12 protein-coding genes are annotated in these 17,022 nt (G+C 50.7%); 4 read left to right on the forward strand and 8 right to left on the reverse strand.

Features of this window, described 5'->3' with window-relative positions:
* Nucleotides 1-1,755, reverse strand: coding sequence for a lipid A ABC transporter ATP-binding protein/permease MsbA (gene msbA / locus BZG80_RS08790; RefSeq protein ID WP_077679151.1), 1,755 nt, complete (start codon nucleotides 1,753-1,755; stop codon nucleotides 1-3).
* A 43-nt stretch (nucleotides 1,756-1,798) separates the two neighbouring features.
* Entirely contained in the window at nucleotides 1,799-4,096 is a 2,298-nt protein-coding gene (locus BZG80_RS08795) for a DNA internalization-related competence protein ComEC/Rec2 (protein ID WP_077679152.1), read from the reverse strand.
* Between the two features lie 29 nt (nucleotides 4,097-4,125).
* On the opposite strand from BZG80_RS08795, the gene BZG80_RS08800 reads away from it, so the two are divergent.
* The gene (locus tag BZG80_RS08800) at nucleotides 4,126-4,686 is read left to right on the forward strand and encodes a DUF2062 domain-containing protein (RefSeq protein ID WP_021022813.1); all 561 of its coding nucleotides are present in this window, start codon (nucleotides 4,126-4,128) and stop codon (nucleotides 4,684-4,686) included.
* 201 nt (nucleotides 4,687-4,887) lie between these two features.
* Here the strand turns inward: BZG80_RS08800 and lolE are convergent, their stop codons facing one another.
* From lolE to BZG80_RS08815, 3 genes are read right to left on the reverse strand one after another with little or no spacing between them, the layout of a single operon-like run.
* On the reverse strand, nucleotides 4,888-6,129 hold the full coding sequence (lolE, locus tag BZG80_RS08805) for a lipoprotein-releasing ABC transporter permease subunit LolE (protein WP_077679153.1): 1,242 nt from the start codon (nucleotides 6,127-6,129) through the stop codon (nucleotides 4,888-4,890).
* Nucleotides 6,123-6,812: a lipoprotein-releasing ABC transporter ATP-binding protein LolD gene (lolD, locus tag BZG80_RS08810; RefSeq protein WP_077679154.1), complete on the reverse strand. Its 690-nt coding sequence runs from the start codon at nucleotides 6,810-6,812 to the stop codon at nucleotides 6,123-6,125. Before lolD ends, lolE begins: the two co-directional genes overlap by 7 nt.
* Nucleotides 6,805-7,992: a lipoprotein-releasing ABC transporter permease subunit gene (locus tag BZG80_RS08815; protein WP_077679155.1), complete on the reverse strand. Its 1,188-nt coding sequence runs from the start codon at nucleotides 7,990-7,992 to the stop codon at nucleotides 6,805-6,807. The genes lolD and BZG80_RS08815 overlap by 8 nt, the downstream gene beginning before the upstream one ends.
* 195 nt (nucleotides 7,993-8,187) lie before the next feature.
* On the opposite strand from BZG80_RS08815, the gene BZG80_RS08820 reads away from it, so the two are divergent.
* The 3 genes from BZG80_RS08820 (at nucleotide 8,188) to BZG80_RS08830 (ending at nucleotide 13,211) form a co-directional block, all read left to right on the forward strand.
* Nucleotides 8,188-8,805, forward strand: coding sequence for a hypothetical protein (locus tag BZG80_RS08820; RefSeq protein WP_077679156.1), 618 nt, complete (start codon nucleotides 8,188-8,190; stop codon nucleotides 8,803-8,805).
* Nucleotides 8,806-8,809: 4 nt separating this feature from the next.
* Nucleotides 8,810-12,274 carry a transcription-repair coupling factor gene (mfd, locus tag BZG80_RS08825; RefSeq protein ID WP_077679157.1) on the forward strand — a complete coding sequence of 1,155 codons (3,465 nt, stop codon included), beginning with the start codon at nucleotides 8,810-8,812 and terminating at the stop codon, nucleotides 12,272-12,274.
* Between the two features lie 64 nt (nucleotides 12,275-12,338).
* Nucleotides 12,339-13,211 (forward strand): peptidoglycan binding protein CsiV, encoded by an 873-nt coding sequence (locus BZG80_RS08830; protein WP_077679158.1) that lies wholly within the window; start codon nucleotides 12,339-12,341, stop codon nucleotides 13,209-13,211.
* A gap of 115 nt (nucleotides 13,212-13,326) precedes the next feature.
* Here BZG80_RS08830 and BZG80_RS08835 read toward each other — a convergent pair whose 3' ends face one another.
* The 3 genes from BZG80_RS08835 to ycfP form a co-directional block, all read right to left on the reverse strand.
* Complete coding sequence (locus BZG80_RS08835; protein WP_021022820.1) at nucleotides 13,327-14,631, reverse strand: DEAD/DEAH box helicase; 1,305 nt, start codon at nucleotides 14,629-14,631, stop codon at nucleotides 13,327-13,329.
* A gap of 255 nt (nucleotides 14,632-14,886) precedes the next feature.
* Entirely contained in the window at nucleotides 14,887-16,176 is a 1,290-nt protein-coding gene (locus BZG80_RS08840; RefSeq protein WP_077679159.1) for an NAD(P)/FAD-dependent oxidoreductase, read from the reverse strand.
* 289 nt (nucleotides 16,177-16,465) lie between these two features.
* Nucleotides 16,466-17,008, reverse strand: a complete 543-nt coding sequence (gene ycfP / locus BZG80_RS08845) for an alpha/beta hydrolase YcfP (RefSeq protein WP_021022822.1) — start codon at nucleotides 17,006-17,008, stop codon at nucleotides 16,466-16,468.
* Between the last annotated feature and the right edge of the window lie 14 nt (nucleotides 17,009-17,022).

Raw genomic sequence — 17,022 nt, forward strand, 5'->3', positions numbered from 1 at the left:
CTAGTCACCAAACTGAATACGATGGAGTTGGGCGTAGGCACCGTTGTGTGCGAGCAATGCTTGATGGCTACCTCGCTCAACAATCTCACCTTCATCCACCACCAAAATTTGATCGGCATCTTCAATGGTAGATAAACGGTGAGCAATCACCAGTACAGTGCGATCTTTTTGCAGCTCATCCAAAGCAGCTTGAATCGCGCGCTCTGACTCTGTATCCAGGGCCGAGGTTGCTTCATCCAGGATTAAAACAGGCGCATTACGTAACAGCGCGCGGGCAATGGCGATACGCTGACGCTGCCCACCCGACAAGCTCACGCCATTTTCACCAATCATGGTGTCGTAGCCCTCATCCATACCGCGAATAAAGTCGTCTGCGTAGGCCAACTTAGCGGCATGCTCAATTTGCTCACGGCTATATTGATCGGCCGCAGCATAGGCTATATTGTTAGCCACCGTATCGTTGAACAGGTGGACATTCTGCGACACCACCGCAACCTGTTGACGCAGATTACTCAACGTATATTGCTCAATCGGCATCCCATCTAAGGTAATTGAGCCACTGTCTATCTCGTAAAAACGAGTCAAAAGGTTGGCAATGGTACTTTTTCCTGAGCCTGACCGCCCCACCAGTGCCAGCGTTTTCCCCGCGGGCACCTCAAAACTCACATGATTCAGTGCCGGCGCTTCTCGTGATGGATAGGTAAAGACCACGTCTTCAACTTTAATGTCGCCGTTAATCTGCTCGGCCTTATGGGTGCCAGTATCTTTCTCGGTCTCAAGCTCCATTAATTTAAACAAGCTATGACACGCTGCCATCCCGCGCTGAAATTGCGACGTCACATTGGTTAACGACTTCAGTGGCCGCATCAGACCAAACATGGCACCAAACACTACCGCAAAGGTCCCTGCGGTCAGCTCAGAGCGAATCGCCTCGGTGTTGGCCAAAATCAACACCACCACCAGCGCCATTGACGCGATAAGCTGAATCACAGGGTTGGCAATCGCCTGGGCCGAAACCAGCTTCATGGTTTGCTGACGCATGCGGTTACTGACTTTTTCAAACCGTTTTTTCTCGACGTCTTGGCCACCATAGCTTAAGACCACTTTATGGCCTTTGAGCATTTGCTCCGCGGAGCTGGTGACCGAGCCCATTGCATCTTGCATATTCGACGAAATACGGCGGAAGCGCTTAGAGACCACTTGAATGGAAATCGCGACAACCGGCGCAATAACCAAGAGAATGGCCGATAACTGCCAGCTTGACCAAAACATTAAGATCATCAAGCCGAGAATCGATGCACCCTCTCTCACCAAGCTCACTAATGCGCTACTGGTTGCGGACGCCACTTGTTCGGAGTCATAGGTAATACGCGACAACAGCGCCCCTGACGACTCTTGGTCAAAAAAGCTCACGGGCATTTTCATAAAATGATTAAACATGCGACGGCGCATGGTCATTACCACATTACCCGACACCCAAGATAAGCAATAAGCAGAGACAAAGCTTGATAAGCCACGCACCAACATTAATATCACGAGGTAAAGTGGCATCCATTTAAGGAAATCGCCCTCAACGTCATCGTAAGAAAAGCCTTGATCAAGCAGTGGGCCGAGCATGGAAAGCATCAGGGTGTCACTGGCGGCGTTCATTACCAAGGCGACAATGGCAACGATTAACCCTAGTTTGTAATTAGCAATATAGGGCCAGAGTTGCTTAAACGTCTGCCAGGTCGTTTTATCTTGATATTCGCTCATTAAAATCGTTTTGATGGGTAAAACAGACCGGCATTCTACTCTTTTACCGGTCTGCGTCCAAATTTACTGGCCGACGTTTAAACATCTGACGATACCAAGCCGCACGACGATCTTGGCGCCAACGCGTTAACTGCCAACCCGTGTCGACACGCTGCCAACGAACCTGACCATTGGCTGCGGTATCTAACCACGTCACATCGGCGTGCTCATAGGCGGCCCGTACTTGTTGCGCGGGCAACCGCCAAGGATTGAGTAACCCCGTCGATGCCACCGCCCAAGAAGGATTCACCGCACCAATAAAAGAAGGCGAAGAAGAAGAACGACTGCCATGGTGCGGCACCAGCATAATATCGCTGTCCAGCTGCGTTTGATCGCCCAAGGATGCAAGCAAATTTGCTTCTCCCTTTCTCTCAATGTCTCCGGTCAGTAACACGCTGTATTCCCCGTCAGAGATGCGTATGACGCAAGAGTCATTATTGTCTGCAGGTGCCGTTGCTTCTGGCGGCCATAAGGCGGCGAAGTCTAATCCTTGCCACTGCCAGCGCTGCCCTGCCACACACGTTTGATAGCCAGAGCGTACCTCACTGGCACGGCGCCAACGCGGTGAATATTGAGCGACGATAAAATCGGCACCGCCATCGTGATCACTGTCGCCATGGCTGAGAATAAGACCGTCCAGGCGCGCAATGTGTCGACTTTCTAAAATAGGCGCGATGACCGCCTGTGCAATGCCGCCCACTTGCCAACGATTGCCAGTATCATAAAGGATGGCCTTTCCATTTTTACTCACCAACACCGCAAGACCATGGCCAACATCCAACACATCCACTTGCCAGTTCACCGCTTTCGGCGCGCGCCAGGTGATTAACGCGACGATAAACACAATGACCAAGCCGCTGCATCGATGGCACCGCCAACCATACAACCCTATCGCTAACGCTATCACAGTAAACGCCCATCCGATTGATGCCACCGGTACAGTCAACCAACTCGCTGAGGCATTTTCAGCCAGTGCCATCACCGGGATCAGACTGATATTGGCCCACTGCCAACATAACACGCCCCCTAATCCAGTCGTTGACAAAAAAAGGGCCATAAAAACTAACGGTACCGTTATCATTCCCACCCACGGGACCGCAACCAGATTAATAGGCGTTGCCGCCGCACTCACTCCAGAAAAAAAACTGAGTTGCAGCGGTAACATACCAATCAACAGTACCAGTTGGACGACCAACAGCTGCTTCAACGGCCGCAGCCAGTGCCAGCGCCGGGGCGCTTGTCCCCAACCGGATGAGCGCGAAAAGCCATAATGCGCAAGACATAAGGCACCGACCGCCGAAAATGATAACCAAAAGCTGACCGAGAAGCCGGCTAACGGATCACGCGCAAGTACCAATAACACGGTGAGTTGCAAAAGATTAAGCGGTGAGACGCTGGCACCAAGACGCTTTGCCACCGACACCAATAACAGCGCAATCAATGCCCGTTGGGTTGGCAGTGCAAATCCCGCTAGTGCGGCATAGACTATCGCGACACCGAGTGCCACATAGAGCGGCAACCATGTAAATAAACGCTGCTCTGGCAGCCAAACACGCGCCCAACGGCCAAGTTGCCACCCCATGCCATAAGCCAAGCCAATGTGTAACCCTGAAATCGCCATCAAGTGGGCCAAACCACTTTGTGTCAATGTGTCCCAATGGGCGGCAGTCAGCCACGATCGCTCGCCCAAACTCAATGCTAAAAGGTGAGGGCCAAACCGAAGTGGTGATAAAGTCGGCGTTAAGGTATCAAGCAGCTGCTGACGCCAAGTAATGGTATCGGTTAATTGTGTAGCCTGTTTTAAACTGGCTTTGGCGTGTATTCGCCGAGCCACATAATATTTTTCCGCATCAAAGCCGGTTTCATTGAGTCGGCCATACGGTGGCTTAAGCCGTACAGTCAGTTGCCAACGCTCGCCCTGCTTAGGAAAAGGCGCCGATTGCCAGTACACACGTACACGCGCTGAACGAAAAGGCGCCAATCTCCATTGATTAATTTTATCGACATCAAAAATAATCGCTTGCGCGCCGGCTTTATCGCTAAAAAGGGTGCCCACAGTGCCGGTGATTGTAGTATCCTTTTGGTTTGAAATGATGTGGATCACGTTGGCTTGATACAGGTTTGCGGATAATACAGCCCAAGTGAGCCCCAGCGCGCTCCCTGCAAGCCACCACCAACGTGTTTTCACCCCGAAAATAAAGACAATACAGGTAATGGAGCAGACCCAAAACGGCGGTAATACCGGCCACCATGGTAGTGATAGCAAAGTCAGTGCCGCGGTTATCGTAAAGGTTAGCTTCATCGCGTAATTTCCAGGTAATGTAAACAGGTATGCCCAAGAAGTTTTTTCAACGCTATATGCCAAAGCGGGAGGCGTTGCGCGACAATAAGGCGCTACGCGTATTTGGTAGCCTGTTGCAGGATCCCAATCTGTGGTGCCTTAACCGGCGCTCGGCATCAGGGGCCTTTGCGGTGGGGCTGTTTATGGCATTTGTCCCGCTTCCTAGCCAAATGATCATGGCCGCAGGGCTGGCCATTATGTTCGGCGTGAATCTGCCACTAGCCGTGGCTTTGGTGTGGGTAAGCAATCCAATCACCATGCCGGTGATGTTTTATCTCGCTTACAAACTCGGGACCTGGATGCTGAATACGGCACCTATCCCCTTTCACTTTGAGCTTTCATGGCATTACCTTGCCGAGCAAATGAGCCATATTGGCCCACCTTTTTTATTAGGGTGTATCACTAGCGGGCTCGTCTTCGCGGTGATTGGTTATTTCAGTGTGCGCGGTATATGGCGCTACTCGGTGGTGAGAAGCTGGCAAAAGCGCAAACTTCGCTTGCCTAAGAAAATCAAACAAGTACTCCCAAAGCCGACCAAACCGTCATCTTAGTGAGCACGTAGCGTAGCGCTCGGTGCATCTTGCGCAAGAGTGAGTCCGATAAGGTGCGAGTGAGATGGAATAGCTGTTGGTCGTTATACAATCGTTAACACCCTTGAGCGAGACAGATCAAAAAGAGCCCGTCGTAACGGGCTCTTTTTGTCGCTGTCTTTTATGCAGGCTATTTTGTATTAAAGCTATCTGGTATTCACGCTATTTGGCACTGAGCACTGCAGCGGGTTGAAGCTGGCAAGCACGACGTGCTGGGTACCAAGCCGCCAGTAAGCTCAGAAGTATCGCCGTGATACTGACAAGTACCACGTCAGTGGCATGTAACTCACTGGGGAGAAAATTGACAAAATACACATCACCTGACAAAAAGCGATGCCCGACCCAAGCCTCAATCTGAGACAAGATCGCGGTGAGATGACTGGCAATCGCCACGCCCAACACACTGCCAATTGCGCTGCCTAACGCCCCAGAGAACAATCCGTACCAGATAAATATGCGTCGAATCAGGCGATCATTCGCGCCCATTGTGCGTAAAATTGCAATGTCCGCGGCTCTATCTTTTACCGACATCATCAAGGTTGACACCACATTGAAACACGCCACGCCAATCACCAGCACCATCACCAAATACATAATGGCTCTGACCAACTGGATATCGCGATATAAATATCCGAAATCGCCCGTCCAATCTTTTAAGTACACATAAGTAGATAAGGTTTGCCCTACTTCTTGTACGATTTTTCGCGCGTCGAGTACCGGCGAAACCTTAAGCGAGACGCCGGTCACCGCCTCATCCATTCCCATCAGAGCTTGGGCATCTTGGAGACGCATTAATGCCAGCGAATGGTCGATTTGTCCGCCTAACTGCAACAGGCCAGCAACCTGCATTCGCACCCGTTTCGGTGCCCGTAGGTTAAGGCTACTGTCTGTCGCCGGCACCATGACCGTGATCCAGTCACCCTTGCTAACACCGAGCTGAGAAGCAATGCCTTGCCCTAAGACAAGGCGAGACTGCCCCGCTGGCAAACTTTCCCATCCACCATCGATATAATCACCAATCCGGCTAACCGTGCGCTCTGAGGTGGGATCCACCGCGCGAATTTGTGCGGGCTGTAAGCGAGTGCCATGTTCCATCAATGCCGTAAGCTCGACATAAGGCGCCGCCGCTTGCACCTGTGGGTGCCGTTCACTTTGCGCTTGCACCTGTTGCCAGTTTTCAATCGGACCATTGACACCAAACACCTGCCCATGAGGCACCACCGACAGCACGCGTTGATTCAACTCTCGCTCAAACCCGTTCATGGCCGATAAACCCACAATGATCACCATGACGCCCACCGCGATACCAATGACCGAGGAAAGAGAAATAAAGGAGACCAAGCGATTTCGCTGCCGAGCACGACTAAAGCGCCGGCCTATCGCCAACGATAACGGTTTCATGATGCCTCCTGCACAACCAAGTGGCCATCTTGCATCATCACTTGGCGATCCAGTTTTGCTGCCAACTCACTATCATGAGTGACCACTAAAAACGCCGTGCCATGTTTCGCATTCAGTTGTCGCATCAAATCGTAGATCTCTAACGCCGTGGCGTGATCCAAATTGCCTGTCGGTTCGTCGGCCAATACCAACTTCGGCTCATTGACTAAGGCGCGTGCAATCGCCACGCGTTGGCGCTCACCCCCCGATAACTCCGAGGGGCGATGCTTGAGTCGATGCCCAACCCCAACCGCGTTCAAAATCGCAGTGGCTTGTTTGGCTGCCGCTTTGTGACTGACTTTGTTGATCAGCAAAGGCATCATCACGTTTTCGAGCGCGGTGAAGTCGGCCAACAAATGATGAAACTGATAAACAAATCCTAAGGTTTGATTGCGCAGTGTCGCCTGTTGTGCCGCCGACATCGCACTCACCAATGCATCCTCAATCCAAACATCGCCCTCGCTCGGCGCATCAAGCGTGCCAAGCGTGTGCAATAGCGTACTTTTCCCCGAGCCGGATGACCCCACAATCGCCACCAGCTCGCCCGGGGCTATTGTCATTGACACCTGGTTTAACACACAGGTTGATTGCCCACCTTCTTGATAGGTTTTACTGACACGGTGGCAGGACAACAAAGATTTACTCATAACGCAGTGCCTCAGCAGGGTGAACAGATGCTGCTTTAAATGCAGGGAATAAGGTTGCCAACACGCTTAGCACAACGGCTAAGCCGAGTATCATGGCAACTTGAAACGGATTAACAACCACAGGCAACGCTAAGCCGTTACCCAATAGACTCACGCCGAATATCGCCATGATTTCGTTGATGTATGATGCAATCAATACACCAAGCACGCCCCCAATGGCAGCACCAACCAGACCACTTAAACTGCCTTGCGCGATAAAGACAGCCACAATGTCTCTATCTTTCATGCCCAGTGTTTTTAAAATCGCGACCTCGGATTGTTTTTCCATCACCACCATAATCAGCGCGGAAATGATGTTAAATGCCGCCACCACAATGATCAGACTCAGCATCAAACTCATCATGTTTTTTTCCATTTTCACCGCTTGAAAGAGCTCACCACGCCAACGTCGCCAATCGGTCCAGGTGGCAGGATCGACCTTGGGTTTAAGCTGGGTAATCGCAAATGGATCATCTAAAAATAACCGTAAGTCGTTCGCTTGGTTTGGGGAAATACCACTCAGTTTTGCGACATCTTCAATGTTGGCCAGCATCAACTGATTATCGACATCCGTGCCAGTATGAAAAATCCCACCCACGGTAAATAAACGTTGCGCTGGGATCCGACCGATGGGCGTAAAACGACTAGCACTGGTGACCATGACTCGGACCGAATCTCCGACCCGTAATTGCAACTCAGATGCCATCGCGCGCCCTATCATCACTTGATAGCGTCCCGGACGCAGTGCCGACATCTCACCTTGCAAAAGGTGGGACGCCAGCGGCTCTGTCGCCTTCGGATCAATCCCTTCAAGTAAACCGGCACTGAGGCCATTACGGCTTTGAATCACCGCATCGGTGGTTTTTATCGGCGCGGTATCGACCACATGCGGCCACTGCTCTATGGTCGATGGTGTCGATCCTAACTGGCCATTGGCGATAATCGCATGGGGCAACACCCCTAAAATGCGGCCTTTGAGTTGGGCTTCAAATCCATTCATCACCGATGACACCGTAATCAACGCCAATACACCGATCGCGATCCCCGCGGTAGACATCGACGAGACAAAACGCCCAAAGCGGTCGGCTGAACGGCCACGCAAATAGCGCAGACCAATAAACACCGACAAAGGTTGATACATAGCACACCTAGCTTATTGTTTTGATTCGCTGCAAGCATACCTGTCCAAGCCAGGCTCGCCAAGTTATCCGCCGCATTTAACCCCCTCTGGATGATACAAATCCATGCCTTTAGGGCRAGAAAGTATCGCTAACCTTTACCTCTCGGTAAGGGTGCGTGATAATCATGAATACAACAGCAATGTAAAGGCACAGTGATGAGCCAAGACGAATACTTCTCTGTGCGAGCGGCCATGCGGATAAATGTGGAGCCTCTCGCCGACAATCAACCGCAACCGGACGCGGATGGCTTCATCGCGGAGATCCCCGCGCCATTTCGCTTGGCGAGCCAATGCGGCCAGCTTGATGCTGACGTGGAAAAGGATTTACAGTCGATTGACCCTAATGACGCGTCAGCATTGTTCCGCATTTTGCAGACTCAAAACGAAAAGCTCACACTGATGATGGGCTACATGCTCAGCCATGAAGATCAGCCTTCTCACCGCTTTATCACCCATACCTTTGGGGCGAGTCGTTTTTCGTACCTGAGTCCATCGCCGTTAGCACTTGGGATACATGCGCGCGTCAAGCTGTTCCTTGATCATCCACCCACAGCCATTTATTGCTACGGCGTGGTGACCGATTGCGAGCATCATCAAGAAGACGATTGCGAGCATCATCAAGAAGACGATGGCAATCAGCCTCACTATTTGATCCAAATCCAGTACACACGGTTATTGGAAGAAGACCAAGACACTCTCATTCGTGCCGCGTTGTATCATCAGCAAAAACTCTTAAAAAAACGCGCACGCGACCGAAAACAATCAAGCAGTTAAACTCATGACCCAACAACCGCTCTACGCTTTCACTCTGCCCACGGGCCCCGGCGACGTTAAACACCTTGGTAACCTAGCAGGGGCCGCGCTTCCGCTAGCGATTGCAACCTTAACCCAACAGCATGCGGGCCCGGTTTTTCTATTGGTCCCGGATAACCAAACCGCGGTGCGATTACAGCCGACCATTCGCCAGTTCACCCAAGGTGAGTGCGATATTTTTCCGGATTGGGAAACGCTGCCGTACGACAGTTTTTCGCCCCACCAAGACATTATCTCGGCACGCCTATCTTGCTTGTATCAACTGCCGCACCAGAAAACGGGCGTATTAATCGCACCGGCCAGTACGGCATTGCAACGCGTCACACCAAGACAGTTTTTGCACCAATATGCGTTGATGGTGAAAAAAGGCGATATTCTTTCGCTTGAAAAGCTGCGGGATCAACTCACCGATGCCGGCTACCGCCATGTTGACCAGGTGATGGAACATGGTGAATTCGCCAGCCGCGGCTCCATTCTTGATTTATTCCCAATGGGCAGTGACGAACCCTATCGCATTGACTTTTTTGATGATGAAGTCGATACCATTCGTCAATTTGATCCGGAAAACCAGCGCTCAACCGGCGAACTGACTCAGATCCAATTACTGCCGGCTCATGAGTTTCCTACCGATGATGCCGCCGTAGAATACTTTCGCGGCCGTTTTCGTGAACACTTTGAAGCGCGCCGAGAGCCTGAGTCGATTTATCAGCAAGTCAGCAAAAAAACCTGGCCAGCGGGGATTGAATATTGGCTGCCGCTATTTTTCGAGCAAACCGAAACCTTGTTCGATTATTTGCCTGACAACACACTTATCTTATCGGTCGGCGATATCGATGCGGCGATCAGCCACTTTGAAGCAGATGTCGCCAACCGCTATGATCAACGCCGTGTTGATCCGCTGCGTCCACTGCTTCCTCCCGATGCACTATGGCTGAGCAAAGACACCCTGTTTGCGACACTCAAACAGTACCCTCGGCTTAAGCTTGAAAGTGACAGCGTCACAAAAAAAGCCGGACGCGAGAATCTAGATATCTCGCCACTGCCGTCACTGACCGTTAACCACCAAGCGAAAGAGCCGTTGGCCGCATTGCGTCAATTTAGCGAAGCGTATAGCGGTAAGGTGATTTTCTCGGTCGAATCGGAAGGTCGACGCGAAGCATTGTTGGATTTACTTGGCCAAGCGAAAATCCGCCCTATGGTCGCAGATGGCTTATCCGAAGCCCTATCACAACCCGGTCGTTTTGGTTTAATCATCGGTCCGGTAGACCAAGGCTTTATTGATAACCCGCGCCAATTTGCCCTAATCTGCGAAAGTGACATGTTCGGCGAGCGCGCCGTGCAACAACGCCGACGCGAAAAACGCAAACAAACCGTCAGTAATGATGCGGTGATCCGCAGCTTGGCAGAGCTCAAACCGGGACAAGCAGTGGTTCACCTTGAACACGGTATTGGCCGCTATCAAGGTTTGCAGACCTTAGAAGCCGGCGGCTTAAAAACCGAATACATGACGCTCGAATACCAGCAAGGAGCCAAACTGTATGTGCCTGTTGGCGCATTGCATTTAATTAGCCGTTACTCTGGTGGAGCGGAAGACACCGCACCTATCCATAAATTAGGCGGCGAAGCGTGGGAAAAAGCCCGTCGCCGTGCGGCCGAAAAAGTCCGTGATGTCGCCGCAGAGCTTTTGGATGTCTATGCCAAACGCGAAACTAAGCCAGGCTTTACCTTTACTCACGACAAAGAGGCCTATCAAACATTTCGGGCCACCTTCCCGTTTGAAGAAACCGCAGATCAGTCCCAAGCGATTAATGCGGTGTTATCCGACATGTGCCGCCCAATCGCCATGGATCGCCTGGTCTGCGGCGATGTTGGCTTCGGCAAAACGGAAGTGGCAATGCGGGCGACGTTCCTCGCCGTAAACAACAGTAAGCAAGTTGCTGTATTAGTGCCAACCACCTTGCTCGCGCAACAACACTTTGAAAACTTCCGCGATCGATTCGCTAACCTGCCAGTGCGGGTTGAAGTGCTCTCACGTTTTAAATCTGCCAAAGAGCAAAAAGCGATCATGGCCGATTGCGAAGCCGGCAAAGTCGACATACTGATCGGCACCCATAAGTTACTGCAATCCGATGTCAAAGTACGGGATTTAGGCTTACTGATTGTCGACGAAGAACACCGCTTTGGGGTACGTCAAAAAGAGAAAATCAAAGCCATGCGTGCCAATGTTGATATTCTCACGCTCACCGCCACACCGATTCCCCGGACACTCAATATGGCCATGAGTGGCATGCGTGATCTGTCGATTATTGCGACCCCGCCCTCACGACGCTTAGCGGTGAAGACTTTTGTCCGCGAGCGCGAAGACAACTTGATCAAAGAATCGCTCTTACGCGAAATCATGCGCGGGGGGCAAGTGTACTTTTTGCACAACGATATCGAGACAATAGAAAAAACTGCGAATGAAATCAGTGACATGATCCCTGAAGCTCGCGTGACCGTGGCGCATGGGCAAATGCGCGAGCGTGAGCTAGAAAAAATCATGAGTGATTTCTATCACCAAAAGTACAATGTATTAGTGTGTACCACCATCATCGAAACCGGCATCGATATTCCCTCAGCCAACACCATTATTATTGATCGCGCCGATCACTTTGGCTTGGCGCAGCTTCATCAGTTGCGTGGCCGTGTTGGACGCTCACACCACCAAGCCTATGCGTATCTGCTCACGCCACATCCAAAACGCATGACCAAAGATGCGGTCAAACGACTCGACGCCATTGCCGCGCTGGAAGATTTAGGGGCCGGTTTTACTCTCGCGACGCAAGATTTGGAAATTCGTGGGGCGGGCGAGTTATTGGGCGATGAGCAGAGCGGCCAAATTCAATCGATTGGCTTTACCCTCTACATGGATATGTTAGAGCAAGCGGTTGAAGCCTTAAAAGAGGGCAAAGAGCCAAGCCTAGATGCACTGCTCAATGAACAGACCGACATTGAATTGCGGCTACCTGCCCTATTACCGGATGACTATATTCCGGACATTAATATGCGCCTATCGATGTATAAACGCATTGCCAGCGCCAAGTCCAACGACGACATGAACGAGCTGCAAGTCGAGCTGATTGACCGCTTTGGATTACTGCCTGATGCGGCGAAGAACCTCCTCCACATTCAGCAACTGAAAATACGTGCCGCAAGCCTAGGCGTGAAGAAGATCGAGGCCAGTGAGCGGGGTGGCTTAGTGGAGTTTCATGAAAACGCGCAAATTGATCCCGGATTTTTAGTGGGACTGTTACAATCGCGCCCAGATAAGTTTAAGTTTGACGGGCCAACTAAGATCAAGTTTGTCGAAACGCTCACCGACCGACGCGAGCGGATGAACTTTATTGATGAGCTGTTGACTCAATTTGCGAGCCATCAGTTAGTCGCCTAGTGCGTCAACAAACCCAATGAAAGGCGGCTGACAACGTCGCCTTTCATTACCAATGGAGTAACCAGTGAGAAATCATCAACGTCCCGCGAAAGATTGGCGCTCAGCCGCAGGCCTAAAAGGACTTGTGGTGTTATTACTGTTGTCATTAAGCCAGCCCGTCTGGGCTAAACGGCTTTATGATGTCGAATTAATTGTTTTTAAGCGCAACCAAGATCCTGCAAGCGTAGAAGAAAACTGGCCATCGCAAGACAGCGAGAGCAGTGTGAGCCGCGGCGTGCCAGTCACCAATCAACGCGCGTTACAAGACGCCGGGTTAACGCCATTGTCACCTAACCAATGGCAACTTAACGATGCCTACAACAAATTAAAAAACCATGCAGGCTTTACGCCCATGGTTCATGTGGCATGGCGCCAAGATGACAGTGGTCGAGCGGCACTGCCTTTACTGCGAGTGATGGCAGGAAAAGACTATCGCGCAAGTTTTAATCCCGACGGCACGCCGATCAAAGCTACACCTGAGCCGAAGACCGCTGACGACCCTACCGATGGCTTAAGCCGCAAAGACTGGGACGAGCAAAGCGTCTCCGAGCCCGCGACACCGCAGGAATTGTATGAACTTGACGGCACACTACGTGTCTATGTTCAGCATTACTTATATGTCGAGGCCGATATGGTGTTACGCGAGCCGACTGAACGTCGCGCTTTAGTTGAAGACATCATTGATATGCCACTGCAACGCGCCGATGCTGCCGCGAATCAAAATAACGATGTGCAAGTGGCAGGGCTACAGAAAGTAGAAAAACAATACCATGTTGAACGCTACTTGCAGCCTTATGCATTTACCCACAAACGCCGTATGCGCAGTGGTGAAACACATTATCTCGATAATCCAATGATGGGATTGATTATTCAGGTCCGCAAAGTCAATAACGGTTAATCGACAGTCGCTCATTGAAAGCCGTTCATTGAAAGCCGCTCATCGAAAAAATCGCATTAAAAAGCCGGCACATCAAGCCGGCTTTTTTAGTTTCACGCTCACAGCCCCAGTCAGACTATGAGGATGACGGTTTCGCACCCGGCTTGCCCGTATGGCGACGATTTTTACTCATCGGTTTATGCCCTCGTGCTTTTTCGCCCGAACGTTGGCCATCTTGATACTGCTTTGGCTTCTTCGGTTTTTTCGGCTTCAGTGGTCGCGTATCTAACCGCGACTCCGGCAGTGGATTCGCCACTGGGAAACCCTCAAGGCTAAGGCGCGGTAACACTTGCTTGGTTAGACGCTCAATCGCAAAGAGATCTTTAGCTTCGTCGGCACAGACGAGCGAAATCGCATGACCCACAGCGCCGGCCCGTCCGGTCCGTCCAATACGGTGAACATAATCTTCAGCGACATGGGGCAAATCAAAGTTAACCACTTGTGGTAATTGCGCAATATCGATGCCACGCGCGGCAATATCGGTCGCGACAAGCACACGTACATCACCGGTTTTGAATTGCTCCAGTGCTTTGGTACGTGCGCCTTGGCTTTTATTACCGTGAATCGCGGCAGCACTGACGCCATACTCATCTAAATAACGCGACAGACGATTGGCACCGTGCTTGGTTTTACTAAAGACCAACACTTGTTGCCAGTTGTTATCGGCAATTAACGATAAGAGCATCGGCGCTTTTTGCTTTTTATCAACAGGATAAATGCACTGTTCGACACTGGTCGCCGCTTGGTTAGCAGGGCTGACCGAAATCTCAACCGGATTGTTGACCATGCCTTTGGCAAGTTGACGGATCTCATCCGAGAAGGTGGCTGAGAACAATAGATTCTGACGTTTCGCAGGCAAAGCGGCCAAAATCTTACGGATATCACGAATAAAGCCCATATCCAGCATGCGATCGGCTTCATCCAGCACCAACACTTCAAGTTGCGAAAAGTTGACGGCATTTTGGTTATACAGATCCAATAAACGACCCGGCGTTGCCACGAGGACGTCGGCCCCTTTACGCAATTTCATCATTTGCGGGTTTATCTTCACCCCACCATACACCACCAGCGAGGTCAGCGGCGTGTACTGACTGTACTGTTCAACGTTTTTATGAACTTGTGCGGCGAGTTCACGCGTTGGCGTTAAAATCAAAGTACGAACGTGATTCGGGCGCGCACGTTTACCGGCTTGCAAACGTTCTAAAATCGGTAACGTAAACCCAGCGGTTTTACCGGTGCCGGTTTGCGCGGCAGCCATCACATCTTGGCCTTCAATTACTGCCGGAATCGCTTTAGCCTGAATCGGTGATGGGATGGTATAGCCTTGCTCTTGCACGGCTTTAAGGAGTGGTGCAGATAGTCCTAAAGAGGAGAAACTCATCAATTGATCTCAATAAATAAAAAAATGTCGCCACGTGTAGACACCCTACCCGTCGCTTAAGGGCATGAATATCAATATCGTTGTATGAGGAAAACTCGGCGTTCAGGAGGGTTGCTCTAGAAGTGATATCAATAATCTTGATTGCGGTGCCATTGTGACGACTTTCGCGCCATTGAGCAACAATTATCGCAAAAGCACCATCTTCAAAAAAAACCGGGAACAGGCCCCGGTTTAGATTCGGCGCGTTATCCCACCTTAGTGCAGCTTCAAGCTTGGACGTAACACACGGTTAATGCGGCCGACTAACATCATCAAGCCGGTTTTTACATAGCCGTGCAACGCAATTTGATGCATGCGATACAAAGAAATATAAACCACACGCGCGATGCGCCCTTCGATCATCATTGAGCCTTTGGTCAGGTTCCCCATCAAGCTACCAACCGTCGAGAAGCGGCTTAAAGAAACCAGCGAACCATGATCTTTAAACACATAAGGTTTAAGTTCACGCCCGTTCATTTTCGCAACAATATTGCTAAAGCACAGGCTCGCCATTTGATGGGCAGACTGCGCGCGCGGTGGCACTTTACTGCCATCTTCCTGCGTGCACGCCGCGCAATCACCAATCACAAAAATATCGTCGTCATGGGTCGTTTGTAGGGTGTTCTTCACCTCAAGCTGATTAATGCGGTTGGTTTCTAACCCCGCAATATCTTTCAAGAAATCAGGCGCTTTAATCCCCGCAGCCCAAACCATAATATCAGCATGAATACGTTCACCCGATTTGGTTTCTAGGCCATCTTCATCAGCTTTTACCACAAAGGTGTTGGTTTTTACTGTTACGCCGAGTTTTAATAACTCTTGATGCGCGGCACTAGAAATACGTGGCGGTAACGCCGGTAGGATTCGCTCGCCCGCTTCAACCAAGGTCACATTCAACTTAGAGTTCTCGAGGTCACGGAAACCATAGTTGCGCAGCTCTTTAATCGCATTATGCAGCTCAGCCGACAATTCAACGCCTGTCGCCCCCGCACCAACAATGGCAATATCAACACTGCCGTCACCGTGTTTCGCGTGCAGGCGCATAAACTCATTGTTCATTTCACGGCGGAAACGGTGTGCCTGTTTCGGGTTATCCAGGAAAATACAATTGTCACGCACGCCAGGGGTATTAAAGTCATTAGAGGTCGAGCCAATCGCCATCACTAAGGTGTCATATTCGAGCTCACGCTCGGGCATTAATAGCTCGTTATTCTCGTCATACATGGGCGCGAGGGTGATCACCTTACGTTCGCGATCAATATCCCATAATGTGCCCATTTGGAAATCAAACCCATGATTTTTAGCATGCGCGCGATAGCTTAATGCATCGACGCCTTCATCCATCGAACCCGTGGCCACCTCGTGCAGCAGGGGTTTCCATAAATGGCTACTGTTTTTATCGACGAGGGTGATTTCAGCACGGCGTTTGCGGCCTAACGTGCGGCCTAACTTGGTCGCGAGCTCAAGCCCGCCTGCACCTCCGCCGACAACGATAATTTTGGTCACTTCTACATCCTTACCTTAATTAAAAAACACTCGCTAGCCGCACGTATGCCACTAGCTAAAATCGGTCTTAAGTACGCCACTTTCTATTTGTTAGTGACTAACGACATAATCTGTATCAGTGCGTGTGGTTTATTGCTGTGTAGTTGGTCAGCACGCCCGTCCATTTTGCCGTAAAATGGCGATCACTTCGACCCTTGTCTGTGCTTTATTTACGGATAAAATGTAGGAAAATAACACCAAGCGCGTATAACAATGGCGTAGCTATACGCTCGATACGGGAAAGTGACCATCAGGTAGACTTTTTAAAGTGCGCAATCGCTTGTAGATGCGTAGAAAGGTTTTTAAATTTATGGGTTTGCGCCTCATCCCAACGCACAGGATAGAAAGGTGAAAGCAGATGATAGCTACGTTGACTGTCTAGCACGTCGTCTTCACGTGATAGGATAATCAACGCTCGCTGCTGGTTGCGCTGACGAAAATCAGTGACACATTTAGTTGCAATATCTTCGTACTCTTCAGGACGGTCGATTTTGCCCGGCATATTTTCCTGAGGGTGCAAGTTAGGGTTGATCAGAACCTGCTTTATCCCGCACAAAAATCCAATTCGCTCTGACCAATACCCGCCTAGCCCAACACCACATATCAATGGGTTAGGATCCTGGCTGGCTTCGATCTGCGTTTGCACCTGTTTAAGTAAGTGCTGCATATCATGTTTGGGGTGCAGGGTGCTGTAATTAATGGTGCGAACATCGTCGTCAACAAATTGAAGTTGAAGCACTTTTTCGTGGTTGCCTGGACTGGTGGCATCAAAGCCATGCAGATAGATGATCATAAGCGGTCCTTGCT

This window comes from Salinivibrio sp. MA440 (genome assembly GCF_001996265.1).
In the GTDB taxonomy this organism is placed as follows: Bacteria; Pseudomonadota; Gammaproteobacteria; order Enterobacterales; family Vibrionaceae; genus Salinivibrio; species Salinivibrio costicola.

Coding starts and splice junctions, on each gene's coding strand:
- msbA (WP_077679151.1), bottom strand. CDS start 1,755: ATGAGCGAATATCAAGATAAAACGACCTGGCAGACGTTTAAGCAACTC.
- BZG80_RS08795 (WP_077679152.1), bottom strand. CDS start 4,096: ATGAAGCTAACCTTTACGATAACCGCGGCACTGACTTTGCTATCACTA.
- BZG80_RS08800 (WP_021022813.1), top strand. CDS start 4,126: ATGCCCAAGAAGTTTTTTCAACGCTATATGCCAAAGCGGGAGGCGTTG.
- lolD (WP_077679154.1), bottom strand. CDS start 6,812: ATGAGTAAATCTTTGTTGTCCTGCCACCGTGTCAGTAAAACCTATCAA.
- BZG80_RS08815 (WP_077679155.1), bottom strand. CDS start 7,992: ATGTATCAACCTTTGTCGGTGTTTATTGGTCTGCGCTATTTGCGTGGC.
- BZG80_RS08820 (WP_077679156.1), top strand. CDS start 8,188: ATGAGCCAAGACGAATACTTCTCTGTGCGAGCGGCCATGCGGATAAAT.
- mfd (WP_077679157.1), top strand. CDS start 8,810: ATGACCCAACAACCGCTCTACGCTTTCACTCTGCCCACGGGCCCCGGC.
- BZG80_RS08835 (WP_021022820.1), bottom strand. CDS start 14,631: ATGAGTTTCTCCTCTTTAGGACTATCTGCACCACTCCTTAAAGCCGTG.
- ycfP (WP_021022822.1), bottom strand. CDS start 17,008: ATGATCATCTATCTGCATGGCTTTGATGCCACCAGTCCAGGCAACCAC.